We start from the raw sequence: 14,424 nt of genomic DNA on the forward strand, positions 1-14,424 counted from the left end.
CTCCCCCCCATGAAGCAGTTGATCCTTTCCATGCTCGTTGCCATCATCAGTTTCGGTTTCGGCCTGCCTGAGGCCGAAGCCAAGCGCCTTGGCGGCGGCGGCAGTTCCGGCATGCAACGGCAGATGACGCCGCCGAGCGCTCCGCGCCAGCCGGCCGCGACACCGCAGCAGAACCTCAACCGCCAGCAGGCCGCCACGCCGCCCGCCGCCCAACCCAAGCGCTCCTGGATGGGCCCCATCGCCGGCCTCGCCGCCGGTCTGGGCCTGGCAGCCCTCTTCTCCCACCTCGGCTTGGGTGAAGAAATGGCCTCCTTCATGATGATGCTGCTGCTCGTGGTCGGCGCGGTCATCCTGTTCCGCCTGCTGTTCCGTCGCAAGGCGGCCAATGGCCCCGGCAACGGCATGCAGTACGCCGGCGCAGCAGCCGGTGCTGGCAGTAACAGCGTTCCGCCCTACGCACCGCCGGCACAACCCACGGGCAGCGCAACTGGAGGGCCCGCCCGGGCGCCAGTTTCCCAAGCAGTAGCCGACTTCGACGCAGAAGGCTTCGCCCGTCAGGCCAAGGTGAACTTCATCCGTCTGCAGGCGGCAAACGACGCCGGCAATCTGGACGACATCCGCGAGTTCACCACGCCGGAAATGTTCGCCGAGATCCGCATGCAGCTGACCGAACGTGGTCCGATGCAACAGCGCACCGACGTGGTCGAGTTGAATGCAGAAGTCGTGGATGTGGTCGAAGAATCCGCCCGCTACATCGTCAGCGTGCGCTTCAATGGCCTGCTCCGCGAAGAGGCCGAAGCCGCACCAACGGCTTTCGATGAAATCTGGCACCTGACCAAGCCGGCAGCCGGCAACGAAGGCTGGCGCATCGCCGGCATCCAGCAAATCAGCTAAACAGGCGGGGCGGGCAAATAAGTCCGCCCTTTTTCATTCATGCTTTCGAATCTCTTTCTCTCGGGCAGCAACCACCTGCTGACCAGCGCAAAATGGGCACGCGACCGCCTGATGCCTCACGCCGGCCGTACCGCGCGCCTGTCTGCGGGATCGTTCAACGTCAGCTTCTCCATTTCCGCCGATGGCCATTTCGCCGAATGGGCGGGTGAAGAGGCCGCTGACGTGCAACTGACGGTACCTTTAAGCGAGCTTCCCGGAGCCCTCCCCAATGGCCTTGAGGGCATCATGCGTCACGTCAGGGTCGAGGGAAACGCCGACTTTGCGGATGCGCTGGGCTTCGTGTTCCGCCACCTGCGCTGGGATGTCGAAGAAGATCTGTCCCATATCATTGGCGACATTGCTGCACACCGACTGGTGGAAGGCGGCAAGGCCTTGGCCCAGCTTCCCCGCCACGCACTGGCGCGGGGCGGCGCCAATCTCGCCGAGTACCTAACGGAAGAGAAGCCAACGCTGCTCGCCAAAGGCACGCTCTCACAATTCTCCAGCGATATCGTCGCCCTGCGGGATGCCGTGGCCCGGCTGGACAAGCGGGTTGCCCGGCTGAAGAACTAAGATTCGCCTGCAAAAACAACCAAAAAAGAAGGCGGTCGATTTCTCGACCGCCTTTCTTATTGAAGCCCTCGCGCGGATCAGTGACCGCGCTTGCGCAAACGTTGGATCGCCGCCAGTTGAGCCACCGCCTCGGCCAGTTCAGCCTGAGCCTTGGCATAGTCGATCTCGGAGCCTTGATTGACCAGCGCTTCCTCTGCCTTCTTCTTGGCATCCAGCGCCTTGGCTTCATCCAGGTCCTTGCCGCGGATTGCCGTATCGGCCAGCACGGTCACCAGACCCGGCTGAACCTCCAACATGCCTCCCGCCACAAAAACCAGCTCTTCCTCCGCCTGATTCGGCACCTTCACCCGCACTGCGCCCGGCTTGATCCGGGTCATCAGCGGCATGTGACCAGGCAGAATGCCAAGCTCGCCCGCCTCACCCGGCAGCGCGACGAACTCCGCTAGCCCGGAAAAAATCTGCTCTTCCGCGCTGACGATGTCGACGTGAACCGTCATTGCCATGGTATGTCCTCTTCAAAACCGCGCGGGCCCCAAGGCCCGCGCGGAGGGCGCATTACTGCAGCTTCTTCGCCTTCTCGATCGCTTCCTCGATGCCGCCGACCATATAGAAGGCCTGCTCGGGAAGGTGATCGTATTCGCCGCTGACGATCGCCTTGAAGCCAGCGATGGTGTCCTTCAGCGACACGTACTTGCCCGGGGAGCCGGTAAAGACTTCGGCAACGTGGAAGGGCTGCGACAGGAAGCGCTGGATCTTACGCGCGCGGGCCACGGACAGCTTGTCTTCGGGAGACAGTTCGTCCATCCCCAAAATCGCGATGATGTCGCGCAGTTCCTTGTACTTCTGCAGGGTCTGCTGAACCTGGCGAGCCACGCTGTAGTGCTCTTCGCCAACAACCAGGGGGTCCAGCTGACGGCTGGTGGAGTCGAGCGGGTCGACCGCAGGGTAGATACCCAGAGCGGCGATGTCGCGCGACAGCACGACGGTGGAGTCCAAGTGCAGGAAGGTGGTCGCCGGAGAGGGGTCGGTCAAGTCATCCGCGGGCACGTACACGGCCTGAATGGAAGTGATCGAACCGACCTTGGTGGAGGTGATGCGCTCCTGCAGACGGCCCATTTCTTCCGCCAGCGTCGGCTGGTAGCCCACAGCGGAAGGCATACGGCCCAGCAGCGCAGACACTTCGGTACCGGCCAGGGTGTAGCGGTAAATGTTGTCCACGAAGAACAGGATGTCGCGGCCTTCGTCGCGGAAACGCTCGGCCATGGTCAGGCCGGTCAGCGCAACGCGCAGACGGTTGCCCGGGGGTTCGTTCATCTGACCGAACACCATCGCAACCTTGTCCAGAACGTTGGAGTCCTTCATTTCGTGGTAGAAGTCGTTGCCCTCACGGGTACGCTCGCCCACGCCAGCAAACACCGACAAGCCCGAGTGCTGCTTGGCGATGTTGTTGATCAGCTCCATCATGTTCACGGTCTTGCCCACACCGGCGCCGCCGAACAGGCCGACCTTGCCGCCCTTGGCGAACGGGCAGATCAGATCGATAACCTTGATGCCGGTCTCGAGCAGTTCCACGGACGGGGACAGTTCGTCGAACTTCGGGGCCTTCTGGTGGATCGCGCGCAGCTCGTCGGTCTCGACCGGGCCGGCCTCGTCGATCGGGCGGCCGAGCACGTCCATGATGCGACCCAGCGTACCGTGGCCAACCGGCACCGAGATCGGCTTGCCGGTGTTGGACACCTTCATGCCGCGGCGCAGGCCGTCGGAGGAACCCAGGGCAATCGTACGCACCACGCCGTCGCCGAGCTGTTGCTGGACCTCGAAGGTCAAGCCAACTTCGGCAAAGGAGTCGGTGGCGTCGTCAAGCTTCAGGGCGTCATACACCTTGGGCATCGCGTCGCGCGGGAACTGGATGTCCACCACCGCGCCGATGCACTGAACGATAGTACCGTTACTCATCGTCTTTCCTTAATCAATAATCCGTTAGACCGCAGCGGCGCCACCAACGATTTCCGACAGCTCCTTGGTGATCGCGGCCTGGCGGGTCTTGTTGTAGACCAGCTGCAGTTCGCCAATCACGTTCTTGGCATTGTCGGATGCGGCCTTCATCGCCACCATACGTGCGCTCTGTTCGGACGCCATGTTCTCCGCGACCGCCTGATACACCAGTGCCTCGACGTAACGCACCAGCATTTCGTCGATCACCACTTGGGGATCCGGCTCGTAGAGGTAATCCCAAGAGGTATCCGGCGTACCGAGCTTTTCGCCCGACAGCGGGAGCAACTGCTCCAGCACCGGCTCCTGCTTCATGGTGTTGATGAAGCGCGTGTAGGCCACGTAAACCGCGTCGAGCTCGTCGTTCTGGAACGCGTCGAGCATCACCTTGACCGGACCGATCAGCTTTTCCAGATGCGGCGTATCGCCCAGATGCACGACATGCGACACCACCTTCGCGCCCATACGCTGCATGAAGCCGAAACCCTTGTTGCCGATGCAGCAGGCACGGATCTCGGTGGCGCCAGCGGCGTCCCATTCCTTCATGGCATTCAGCGCAATACGCTGGACGTTGGTGTTGAGACCACCGCAAAGACCCTTGTCGGTGGTCACCAGGATGAGCCCCACCCGCTTGACCTGGTCCTTCTGGACCAAGAAGGGGTGCTTGTAATCGGTCACATTGGCCTGGGACAGGTTCGCGGCGAGTCGGCGGATTTTTTCGGCATAGGGACGGGCGGCACGCATCCGGTCCTGCGCTTTGCGCATTTTGGATGCGGCCACCATTTCCATGGCCTTGGTGATCTTTCGCGTGTTTTGCACGCTCTTGATCTTGGTACGGATTTCCTTACCGCTAGCCATATTCCGTCTCCGTCAGCGGCCTCAGGCCCAGCTCTTCTTGAACTCGGCGATGGCGGCGACGAGAGCCTTCTCGCCTTCTCCATCGAGTTCCTTCGTCGCTGCGATCTTGGCCACCAGGTCAGGATTCTTGGACTTCACGAACTGCTGCAGACCGGATTCGAACGCCAGCACGCGGGACACTTCGACGTCGTCGAAGTAGCCGTTGTTGACCGCGTAGAGGGTCACAGCCATGTCGGAAATGGACAACGGCGCGTACTGAGCCTGCTTCATCAGCTCGGTAACACGGCGGCCGCGCTCCAACTGCTTGCGGGTCGCATCGTCCAGGTCGGAAGCGAACTGGGCGAACGCGGCGAGTTCGCGGTACTGGGCCAAGTCGGTACGGATACCGCCGGACAGCTTCTTCACGACCTTGGTCTGGGCGGCACCGCCGACGCGGGACACCGAGATACCGGCGTTGATCGCGGGACGGATACCGGCGTTGAACAGGTCGGTTTCCAGGAAGATCTGGCCGTCGGTGATCGAGATGACGTTGGTCGGAACGAAGGCGGACACGTCGCCGGCCTGGGTTTCGATCACCGGCAGCGCGGTCAGGGAACCGGTCTTGCCCTTCACTTCGCCGTTGGTGAACTTCTCGACGTAGTCAGCGTTCACTCGCGCAGCGCGCTCGAGCAGGCGGGAGTGCAGGTAGAACACGTCACCCGGGTAGGCTTCGCGGCCCGGCGGACGGCGCAGCAGCAGGGAGATCTGGCGATACGCCCAGGCCTGCTTGGTCAGATCGTCATAGACGATCAGCGCGTCCTGACCACGGTCGCGGAAGTACTCGCCCATGGTGCAGCCGGCGTAGGCCGACAGGTACTGCATGGCGGCGGACTCGGAAGCGGTCGCGGCGACGACGATGGTGTATTCCATCGCACCGTGCTCTTCCAGCTTGCGCACCACGTTGGCAACGGTCGAAGCCTTCTGACCGATCGCCACGTAGACGCAGAACATGTCCTGGCCTTTCTGGTTGATGATGGCATCCACGGCCACGGCAGTCTTGCCGGTCTGGCGGTCGCCGATGATCAGCTCGCGCTGACCGCGGCCGATCGGCACCATGGAGTCAACCGACTTCAGACCGGTCTGCACCGGCTGCGAGACGGACTGGCGGGCGATAACGCCCGGTGCGACCTTCTCGATCTTGTCGGTGAGCTTAGCGTTGATCGGGCCCTTGCCGTCGATCGGCTGACCCAGCGCATTCACGACGCGACCGATCAGCTCGGGGCCGACGGGCACTTCGAGAATGCGGCCGGTGGCCTTGACGGTGTCGCCTTCGGTGATGTGCTCGTACTCGCCGAGCACCACCGCACCAACGGAGTCGCGCTCGAGGTTCAGCGCCAGACCGAAGGTATTGCCGGGGAACTCCAGCATTTCGCCTTGCATGACGTCGGTCAGGCCGTGGATACGGGTGATGCCGTCGGTGACGGAAACCACCGTGCCCTCGTTGCGCGACGTAGCGGCGAGCTGCAGGTTCTGAATCCGGCTCTTAATCAGATCACTGATTTCAGAGGGGTTGAGTTGCATTTTGCGATAACTCCTAGTTCTTGAGCGCAGCGGCCATGTTCGCGAGCTTGCCGCGGACCGAGGCGTCGATCACTTCGTCGCCGACGGCGATGCGGACCCCACCGATGAGCTGGGGGTCGATGCTGACAGTCACATCCAGCTGAGCGTGGAAGCGGGCTTCCAGGTCGGCCTTCAGCGCAGCCAGAGCGGCATCGTCGAGGGGGAAGGCGGAGGCGATCTGCGCCTCCAGGACACCTTCTTGTTCGTTCTTAAGCGCAACGAACAGGTCACGGATCTCGGGAAGCACCTGCAGGCGTTCGTTTTCCGCGAGGATGCGGACGAAGTTCTGCTGTTCAGCGGACAGGTTACCGGCCACGTCTTCGACCAGCTTCGTCAGCTGGTCAGTCGACAGATTGGGATCGGTAATGCAGGCCCGCATGGAAGAATCGGCCGCCACAGAGGCAAGCCGATCCAGTGCTTCCGACCAAGGCCCCAGCGCACCCGCCCCGCGAGCCAGCTCGAAGGCGGCATCGGCATAGGGACGCGCGATGGTGACGTTCTCGGCCATGACTTATTGCAGTTCCTGTTTCAGGTTGGCAAGCAGCTCGGCATGAACCTGGGCGTTGATTTCACGGCGCAGGATCTTCTCCGCACCGGCAACCGCCAGGTTGGCGACTTGGTCGCGCAGGGCTTCCTTGGCACGCTGGGCGGCGGCGCCGGCTTCGGCCTCCGCGGCTTCACGCGCTTGGCTCACGATGCGGGAGGCTTCGGCACGCGCCTCGTCGATCAGCTGGCTCGCCTGCTTTTCAGCGGAGGCCCGCACATCGCCCGCGGATTCGCGGGCCTTGCGCAGTTCCTCGACGACCTTCTTCTCGGCGAGAGCCAGATCGGCCTTGGCCTTGTCCGCAGCTGCCAGCCCGTCCGCGATTTTCTTCGCGCGCTCGTCGAGTGCCTTCACGATGGGCGGCCACACGAATTTCATCGTGAACCACGCCAGAATGAAGAACACAACGAGCTGGGCTATCAGGGTTGCGTTCAGATTCACTGTTCTAGGCCCTCAGTGATGTTAGAGGAACTCGAACCGATCAGAGCTGGAACGGGTTGGCGAAGGCGAACATCATCGCGATACCGACGCCGATCAGGAAGGCTGCGTCGATCAGGCCGGCCAGCAGGAACATCTTGGTTTGCAGCGCGTTCATCAGCTCGGGCTGACGAGCGGAGGCTTCGAGGTACTTGGACCCCATGATGCCGATACCGATGCAAGCACCGATGGCGCCCAGACCGATGATCAGACCAGCAGCCAGCGCAACAAAACCCAGAACGTTTTCCATGACGACTCCTTAGTTAAAGTAAAGATGGTTGAAGCTTTGAAACCAGTACTGCGAAAGCGGGATCAGTGACCTTCGTGGGCCTGACCGATGTACACCAGGGTCAGCATCATGAAGATGAAGGCCTGCAGGGTGATGATCAGGATGTGGAAGATCGCCCAGATCGAACCGGCAACGACGTGGCCGACGAAGCCGAACACGGTGGCGGTGCTGCCCAGCAGCGCGATCAGGATGAAGATCAGCTCGCCGGCGTACATGTTGCCGAACAGCCGCATGCCGTGGGACACGGTCTTGGCAACGAACTCGATGATCTGCATCGCGAAGTTGATCGGATAGAGCAGAGGATGGTTGCCGAAAGGAGCGGTGAAGAGTTCGTGCACCCAGCCACCGAAACCCTTGATCTTGACGTTGTAGTAGAGGCACAGCAGCAGCACGCCGCAGGACATACCCAGCGTGGCCGACAAGTCGGCGGTGGCGACGACGCGCTGGTAGGCGTGATGGGGATCACCGCCACCCGCCGCATAGATGCCTTCCCAGATGCGCGGCAGCAGATCCACCGGCAGCAGGTCCATCGCGTTCATCAGGAAGATCCATACGAACACGGTGAGCGCCAGCGGCGCGACGAACTTGCGGGATTCGGCGCTGTGGATGATGCCCTTGGCCTGATCGGCCACCATTTCGACCAGCAGCTCCACGAAGCCCTGGAAGCGACCCGGGACGCCGGAGGTGGCCTTGCGGGCAGCGAGCCACAGCATGAAGACGGTGATGAGGCCGATTACGATGGAATAGAACATCGAATCGAGGTTGATGACGGACCAGTCGACGATGTTCTGTTGTGCGTGGCCGGTGTTGTTGAGGTGCGTCAGGTGGTGAACGACGTACTCGGATGCGGTGGGAGCGTGCCCTTCTGTAGCCATGGTCAGGTTTTCACCAAAAATGCAAATAAATTCGCTTTGAGCGCCAGAATCAGTCCAATCAACAGAGCGCCCCAATGGACGTCCGGATACAGGACCAGAATCAACGCCAACAATCCCACTATCGAGGCAACCTTGATGAGCTCGCCTACGACGAAAGCAGCCACACTAGCCCCGGATCTTTTTGCCAGCACTTTCAGGCGAAGCGCGAAAATCCATCCCGGCAAAGTACAGGCCATGCCACCGGCGGCGGCGGATATCGCCCCGCGCAGCCCGAAAAAAAAGGCCGCAATGGCCGTTGCCAGGAGGGTCGCACCCAACTGAAGGAGTACCGCTTTCAGCATCGCAATTTCACCGGCATCAGCCGGCACTGGGTGGCCGCCGAAAAATCCCGCGCATACTAGGGGTTAACCACATCAAAGTCAAACCTGAAACCCAGGCTTTTTGGCAGTTCGGCATAGCCATTTATATGGGAGGGCCTTTGCATTTTGCGGCTCCGCACCAAAGTCGTCTGGATTGACAATGCATGCTTACCTTCATGAACATTTGGACATGAACAAGGACTATTCCCGAGCCATTCCTGAAGCATGGCAGCACATGTCCCGCGTCTTCACCGCGCTGGGCGATGAGCACCGCCAGCGCATCCTGCTGACTTTCGAGCGCGGCGAGCGACTCAACGTCAGCCAGATCGTGGCCGTATCCACACTGTCGCGCCCGGCGGTGTCCCATCATCTGAAGATCCTGCGCGAAGCCGGCGTGCTGGCCTCGGAGAAGCTCGGCAAGGAAGTCTTCTTCTGGGTAAACAAGCCTTTCCTGGCGGAAACCTTCGACAACACGCGGGCCTATCTCGAAGAGCATCTCTGACTTCGTGACTACATGTCGAAATGTCTCGACATGTAGTCACGACAAGGGCATGATGCGCGGCATTCCATCCCGCCGTGGGTTCTGCCGTCATGCTGAAAGCCGCTCTGAAATCCGCTCTCCGCCTGGTGTTCCACCTGCTTTTCCGCGTCCGCATCAAAGGTCTGCAGCATCTGCAGCCGGCCTCCCGCCTGCTGATCGTCGCCAACCATGAATCCTTCCTCGACGGCCTGCTGATCGGGCTTTTCCTGCCGCTCGATCCGGTCTTCGTCGTCCATACCGGCGTCACCCGGCGCTTCTGGCTGCGCGCGATGCTCGCGCTGGTGGACCATCTGGCGGTCGATCCGGCCAATCCGATGGCGATGAAGCGGGTGATCCGCCTGCTCGAATCCGGCCGGCCGGTGGTGATCTTCCCCGAGGGCCGCATCACCACCACCGGTAGCCTGATGAAGGTCTACGAAGGCCCGGCCTTCGTCGCCGCGCGCACCGGCGCCACCGTGTTGCCGCTGCGGGTGGAGGGCGCTGGCCGCAGCCACTTTTCTCGCGTCGCCGGGCGTCATCCGCGCCGGCTGCTGCCGCGCATCGCGCTGAACCTGCAGCCGGCCACCCGCATCGACATGCCGCCAGCCCCCACCGCGCGCCAGCGTCGCCGACTTGCCGGCGAGGCCATGCGGCGGCTGATGCAGGAGATGCTGTTCGCCTCCCGCCCCGAGCAAACGCTGTTCGAAGCCCTGCTGGACGCCGCGGCCACCCACGGACGCAGCCGGCCGGTGATCGAGGACATGAAGCAGATCGAATACAGCTACGGCGATCTGCTGAAGATGACGCTGATGCTCGGCCACCTCGCCGCCCGCCACAGCGCCCGCGGCGAACGCGTGGGCGTGCTGCTGCCCAACCTGGCACCGACGCTGGGCCTGATCTTCGGCCTCAATGCCTTCGGCCGCGTGCCGGCGATGCTGAACTACACCGCCGGCGCCGATGGCCTGCAGGCAGCATGCACCGCCGCCTGCCTGCGCACCGTCATCACCTCGCGCGCCTTCGTCACCCAGGCGCGGCTGGAGGAGAAGCTGACGGCGCTCACCGGCGTGGCGCTGATCTACCTGGAAGACCTGCGGGAAACGGTGACGCTGGGCGACAAGCTGTGGCTGGTGCTGTGGGCGCTGCGCTTCCCGCGCCTGGCCACCAGCCGGCTGTCCCCGGAAGACCCGGCGGTGGTGCTGTTCACCTCCGGCTCCGAGGGCAAACCCAAGGGCGTGGTGCTGGCCCAGCGCGCGCTGCTGGCCAACATCGCCCAGGTGCGGGCGGTGATCGACATCTCGCCGGAAGACCGCATGCTCAACGCACTGCCGCTGTTCCACTCCTTCGGCCTCACCGGCGGCGCCCTGCTGCCGGTGCTGTCGGGCGCGGACGTCTTCCTCTATCCCTCGCCGCTGCACTACCGGGTGATTCCCGAACTGGCCTATGACCGCGGCTGCACCGTGCTGCTGGGCACCGGCACCTTCCTCGGCAACTATGCGAAGTTCGCCCATCCCTACGACTTCTACCGCCTGCGCTATGTCATCGCCGGCGCCGAAAAACTGGCGGAGTCGGTGCGGGAGGCCTGGTTCGAGAAGTTCGGCATCCGCATTTTCGAAGGCTACGGCGCCACCGAGACCGCGCCGGTGCTGGCGGTCAATACGCCGATGGCCTATCGCAGCGGCACCGTCGGCCAGTTGCTGCCGGGCGTGGAGGCGCAGCTGATCCCGGTGCCGGGCATTGAGCACGGCGGCATGCTGCATGTACGCGGCCCCAACCTGATGTCCGGCTACCTGCGTTGCGAGCGGCCGGGCGAACTGCAGCCGGCCACGTCGGAACTGGGCGCCGGCTGGTACGAGACCGGCGACGTGGTGGATGTCGACGACGACGGCTTCCTGCGCATCGTCGGCCGGGTGAAGCGCTTCGCCAAGGTGGCCGGCGAGATGGTGTCGCTGGAGGTGGTGGAGAAGCTGGCGGTGCAGGCGGCGCCGCATGCCAGCCACGCCGCCACCGCGCTGGCTGATGCGGCGCGCGGCGAGAACATCATCCTGTTCTCCACCGATGCCGCGCTGAACCGGGAACAACTGCAAGGCGCCGCCCGCGCCGGCGGCTGGCCGGAGCTCGCCGTGCCGCGGCGCATCGTCACCGTGCCGGCGCTGCCGCTGCTGGGCACCGGCAAGATCGATTACGTAACCCTGAAGCAATGGGCGGAGGCGGCCTGATGGACGCGCCCCGCTCGCCGCTGCGCCGCCGGCTGCTGCTCGCCGGCGCCGGCCTCGCCCTCACCGCCGGCCTGGGCGCGGCCGTGGCCTCCCGCACCAGGCTGCTGAACAGTTGCCTGGCCGATCTGCCCGCCGATCCCGCAGTCCACGAGCTGCTCGCCGCCGCCTGGGAGGGCGTGGACGCCAGCGCCGTCTGGGACATGCATGTGCACCTCGCCGGCACCGGCGATTCCGGCCGCGGCATCGAAGTCTCCCCGGCGATGGATTCGCTGCTGCATCCCCAGCAGTACGCACAGAAGCTGTTCTACCTCAACGCCGGCTGCGTGGATCAGGCGCCCGGCCGGGTCGATGACAGCTACATCGCCCGCCTGCACAACCTCTGCCTGGCCGCGCCCGCGGGCTTCAAGCTGCTGCTGTACGCCTTCGACCGCGCTCACGATGCCGACGGCCGGCCGCTGCCGCTGGAAAGCGGCCTGCATGTGCCGGATGCCTATGCCCGCGAGGTGGCCGCCGCGCTGCCGCAGCATTTCGAGTGGGCCTGCTCCATCCACCCCTGGCGCGAGGACGCGGTCGCCGCCCTGCGCACCGCCGCGGCCCAGGGCGCCCGGGCGGTGAAGTGGCTGCCGCCGGTGATGGGCATAGACCCGGCCTCACCGCGCTGCGATGCCTTCTATGCCGAACTCGCGCGGCTGCGGCTGCCGCTGATCACCCACGTCGGCGAGGAGCGCGCGGTGCATGGCCCGGGCCGGCCGGAGTGGTCCAGCCCGCTGCGCCTGCGCCGCGCGCTGGAGCATGGCGTGCGGGTGGTGGTCGCCCACTGCGGCAGCCTGGGCAGCGACATCGATACCGACCACGGCGGCGACACCGGCCCGCGCCTGCCCACCTTCGACCTCTTCGCCCGCATGATGGACGAGCCTCAGCATGCCGGCCGGCTGTTGGGCGATATCTCCGCCATCACCCTGGCCAACCGCGAACCGGAAGTCGTCCGCAGCCTGGTGGAACGCCAGGAATGGCACGACCGCCTGCTGTTCGGCAGCGACTACCCGCTGCCCGGCATCGTGCCGCTGATCCCGCTGGAACGGCTGGTGAGCGAGCGGCTGCTGGACGCCGCCGCGGTACCGGCATTGCAACGCCTGCGCCACCACAACCCCATCCTGTTCGACTTCGCCCTCAAGCGCCGGTTACGCTCGCGCGGCCGCAGCCTTGCCACCGCGATATTCGAAACGCGCCGCCATTTCATGGATCATCTGGCCGATTCCAACCGGAGTGCCGCATGAGTCACCAGTTCGCGCTGATGCGCCAACGCCGCTTCCTGCCCTTTTTCTTCACCCAGTTCCTCGGCGCCTTCAACGACAACGTCTACAAGAATGCGTTGGTGGTGCTGCTCACCTTCCAGGCCGCGCGCTACACCACGCTGTCGCCGGGCATCCTGGTGAACCTGTGCGCCGGGCTCTTCATCCTGCCCTTCTTCCTGTTCTCCGCCACCGCCGGCCAGATCGCCGACAAGTACGAGAAGAGCCGGCTGATCCGTTTCACCAAGCTGCTGGAGATCGCCATCATGGCGCTGGCCTGCGTCGCCTTCGCGGTGGAATCGCTGGCGCTGATGCTCACCTGCCTGTTCCTCGCCGGCGCCCAGGCCTCGCTGTTCGGGCCGGTGAAATACGCCATCCTGCCGCAGCACCTGCACGAGGAAGAGTTGGTGGGCGGCAACGCGCTGGTGGAGTCCGGCACCTTCATCGCCATCCTCATCGGCACGCTGGCGGGCGGCCTGCTGGTGGCGATGGAGCACGGCACGGTGTGGGTGTCGGTGGTCGTCATGATCCTGGCGGTGCTGGGCTACCTCGCCTGCCGCGGCATCCCGGCGGCGCCCGCCGCCGCGCCGGCGCTGCGCATCAACTGGAACCCGCTGACCGAAACCTGGCGCAACCTGCGCTTCACCCGCGGCAACCGCAGCGTCTTCCTCGCCATCCTCGGCATCTCCTGGTTCTGGTTCTACGGCGCGGTCTTCCTCTCCCAGTTCCCGGCCTATGCCAAGGACGTGCTGGGCGGCGACGAGAACGCGGTGGTGACGCTGCTGGCGGTGTTCTCCATCGGCATCGGCATCGGCTCGCTGCTGTGCGAGCGGCTGTCCACTGGCCATGTGGAGATCGGCCTGGTGCCTTTCGGTTCCATCGGCCTGTCGCTGTTCGCCCTCGACCTGTGGTGGGCCAGCCCGGTATGGGCCAGCCCGGCAGGGATCAGCCCCACGGCCGCCGCCGCGCCCATCGCCGAACTGCTGGCCCGCGCCGGCACCTGGCGGGTGTTGTTCGACCTGCTTGCCATCGGCATCTTCGGCGGCTTCTACATCGTGCCGCTGTATGCGCTGATCCAGAGCCGCAGCGAGCCGGAGCACCGCTCCCGCATCATCGCCGGCAACAACATCCTCAACGCCCTGTTCATGGTGGTGGCCGCCGGCATGGGCGCCGGCCTGCTCGCCGCCGGGCTGAACGTACCGCAGCTCTTCCTCGTCACCGGCCTGCTCAACGTCGCGGTGGCTGTCTATATCTACACCCTGGTGCCGGAGTTCCTGCTGCGCTTCCTGGTCTGGCTGCTGGTGCACAGCATCTACCGGCTGCGAGTGCAGGGCATGCACCATGTACCGGCGAAAGGGCCGGCGGTGCTGGTGTGCAACCATGTGAGCTTCGTCGATGCGCTGGTCATCACCGCCGCCAGCCCGCGGCCCATCCGCTTCGTCATGCACCACCACATCTTCCGCTGGCCGCTGCTGCGCTTCCTGTTCCGCGAGAGCCGGGCGATTCCCATCGCCTCGCCCAAGGTCGATCCGGCGATGGCCGCCCGCGCTTTCGACGATATCGCCGCCGCGCTGGATGCCGGCGAGCTGATCGCCATCTTCCCGGAAGGCCACCTGACCGAGGACGGCGAGATCGATACCTTCCGCCCCGGCGTGCGCCGCATCCTGGAGCGCAACCCGGTGCCGGTGGTGCCGATGGCGCTGCGCGGGCTGTGGGGCAGCTTCTTCTCGCGCAAGGGCGGCAAGGCGATGACACGGCCGCTGCGCCGCGGCCTCTTCAACCGCATCGAACTGGTGTGCGGCGAAGCGCTGGCCGCCGCCGACGCCACGCCGGATGCCCTGCAACGGCGCGTCGCCGAGCTGCGCGGCGCCCAGGCCTGATCGAGGGAGAACGCCAG

The 14,424-nt window shown here is 64.5% G+C and carries 15 protein-coding genes; 6 read left to right on the forward strand and 9 right to left on the reverse strand.

Features of this window, described 5'->3' with window-relative positions; all coding sequences use genetic code 11:
* Window positions 1-9 precede the first annotated feature (9 nt).
* Together GRF61_RS07010 and GRF61_RS07015 are read left to right on the forward strand one after the other, a co-directional pair.
* Window positions 10-894 (forward strand): TIM44-like domain-containing protein, encoded by an 885-nt coding sequence (locus GRF61_RS07010; protein WP_169149959.1) that lies wholly within the window; start codon window positions 10-12, stop codon window positions 892-894.
* A 39-nt stretch (window positions 895-933) separates the two neighbouring features.
* Entirely contained in the window at window positions 934-1,506 is a 573-nt protein-coding gene (locus tag GRF61_RS07015; RefSeq protein ID WP_169149960.1) for an SCP2 sterol-binding domain-containing protein, read from the forward strand.
* Window positions 1,507-1,583: 77 nt separating this feature from the next.
* Here GRF61_RS07015 and GRF61_RS07020 read toward each other — a convergent pair whose 3' ends face one another.
* The 9 genes from GRF61_RS07020 to GRF61_RS07060 form a co-directional block, all read right to left on the reverse strand.
* Window positions 1,584-2,009, reverse strand: a complete 426-nt coding sequence (locus GRF61_RS07020) for a F0F1 ATP synthase subunit epsilon (protein ID WP_169149961.1) — start codon at window positions 2,007-2,009, stop codon at window positions 1,584-1,586.
* A gap of 52 nt (window positions 2,010-2,061) precedes the next feature.
* Window positions 2,062-3,462: a F0F1 ATP synthase subunit beta gene (gene atpD, locus GRF61_RS07025; protein WP_169149962.1), complete on the reverse strand. Its 1,401-nt coding sequence runs from the start codon at window positions 3,460-3,462 to the stop codon at window positions 2,062-2,064.
* A 24-nt stretch (window positions 3,463-3,486) separates the two neighbouring features.
* Entirely contained in the window at window positions 3,487-4,356 is an 870-nt protein-coding gene (gene atpG, locus GRF61_RS07030) for a F0F1 ATP synthase subunit gamma (RefSeq protein ID WP_169149963.1), read from the reverse strand.
* Window positions 4,357-4,377: 21 nt separating this feature from the next.
* Window positions 4,378-5,916: a F0F1 ATP synthase subunit alpha gene (gene atpA / locus GRF61_RS07035; protein WP_169149964.1), complete on the reverse strand. Its 1,539-nt coding sequence runs from the start codon at window positions 5,914-5,916 to the stop codon at window positions 4,378-4,380.
* A gap of 13 nt (window positions 5,917-5,929) precedes the next feature.
* Window positions 5,930-6,463 carry a F0F1 ATP synthase subunit delta gene (locus GRF61_RS07040; RefSeq protein ID WP_169149965.1) on the reverse strand — a complete coding sequence of 178 codons (534 nt, stop codon included), beginning with the start codon at window positions 6,461-6,463 and terminating at the stop codon, window positions 5,930-5,932.
* 3 nt (window positions 6,464-6,466) lie between these two features.
* Window positions 6,467-6,940 (reverse strand): F0F1 ATP synthase subunit B, encoded by a 474-nt coding sequence (locus tag GRF61_RS07045; RefSeq protein ID WP_133594589.1) that lies wholly within the window; start codon window positions 6,938-6,940, stop codon window positions 6,467-6,469.
* Between the two features lie 40 nt (window positions 6,941-6,980).
* Window positions 6,981-7,226, reverse strand: coding sequence for a F0F1 ATP synthase subunit C (gene atpE / locus GRF61_RS07050; RefSeq protein ID WP_002925444.1), 246 nt, complete (start codon window positions 7,224-7,226; stop codon window positions 6,981-6,983).
* 62 nt (window positions 7,227-7,288) lie between these two features.
* Entirely contained in the window at window positions 7,289-8,140 is an 852-nt protein-coding gene (atpB, locus tag GRF61_RS07055; RefSeq protein ID WP_169149966.1) for a F0F1 ATP synthase subunit A, read from the reverse strand.
* 2 nt (window positions 8,141-8,142) lie between these two features.
* Window positions 8,143-8,481, reverse strand: a complete 339-nt coding sequence (locus GRF61_RS07060) for an ATP synthase subunit I (RefSeq protein WP_169149967.1) — start codon at window positions 8,479-8,481, stop codon at window positions 8,143-8,145.
* A gap of 253 nt (window positions 8,482-8,734) precedes the next feature.
* On the opposite strand from GRF61_RS07060, the gene GRF61_RS07065 reads away from it, so the two are divergent.
* The 4 genes from GRF61_RS07065 to GRF61_RS07080 all read left to right on the forward strand — a co-directional run bounded on the left by GRF61_RS07065 (window position 8,735) and on the right by GRF61_RS07080 (window position 14,407).
* Complete coding sequence (locus tag GRF61_RS07065) at window positions 8,735-9,001, forward strand: metalloregulator ArsR/SmtB family transcription factor (protein WP_248281148.1); 267 nt, start codon at window positions 8,735-8,737, stop codon at window positions 8,999-9,001.
* An 89-nt stretch (window positions 9,002-9,090) separates the two neighbouring features.
* Window positions 9,091-11,235, forward strand: coding sequence for a bifunctional acyl-ACP--phospholipid O-acyltransferase/long-chain-fatty-acid--ACP ligase (gene aas, locus GRF61_RS07070; RefSeq protein ID WP_169149969.1), 2,145 nt, complete (start codon window positions 9,091-9,093; stop codon window positions 11,233-11,235).
* Window positions 11,235-12,512, forward strand: a complete 1,278-nt coding sequence (locus tag GRF61_RS07075; RefSeq protein ID WP_169149970.1) for an amidohydrolase family protein — start codon at window positions 11,235-11,237, stop codon at window positions 12,510-12,512. The genes aas and GRF61_RS07075 overlap by 1 nt, the downstream gene beginning before the upstream one ends.
* Entirely contained in the window at window positions 12,509-14,407 is a 1,899-nt protein-coding gene (locus tag GRF61_RS07080) for an MFS transporter (RefSeq protein ID WP_169149971.1), read from the forward strand. The genes GRF61_RS07075 and GRF61_RS07080 overlap by 4 nt, the downstream gene beginning before the upstream one ends.
* Window positions 14,408-14,424: the final 17 nt, after the last annotated feature.

Source organism: Azoarcus sp. TTM-91 (genome assembly GCF_012911025.1).
GTDB lineage: Bacteria > Pseudomonadota > Gammaproteobacteria > Burkholderiales > Rhodocyclaceae > Azoarcus.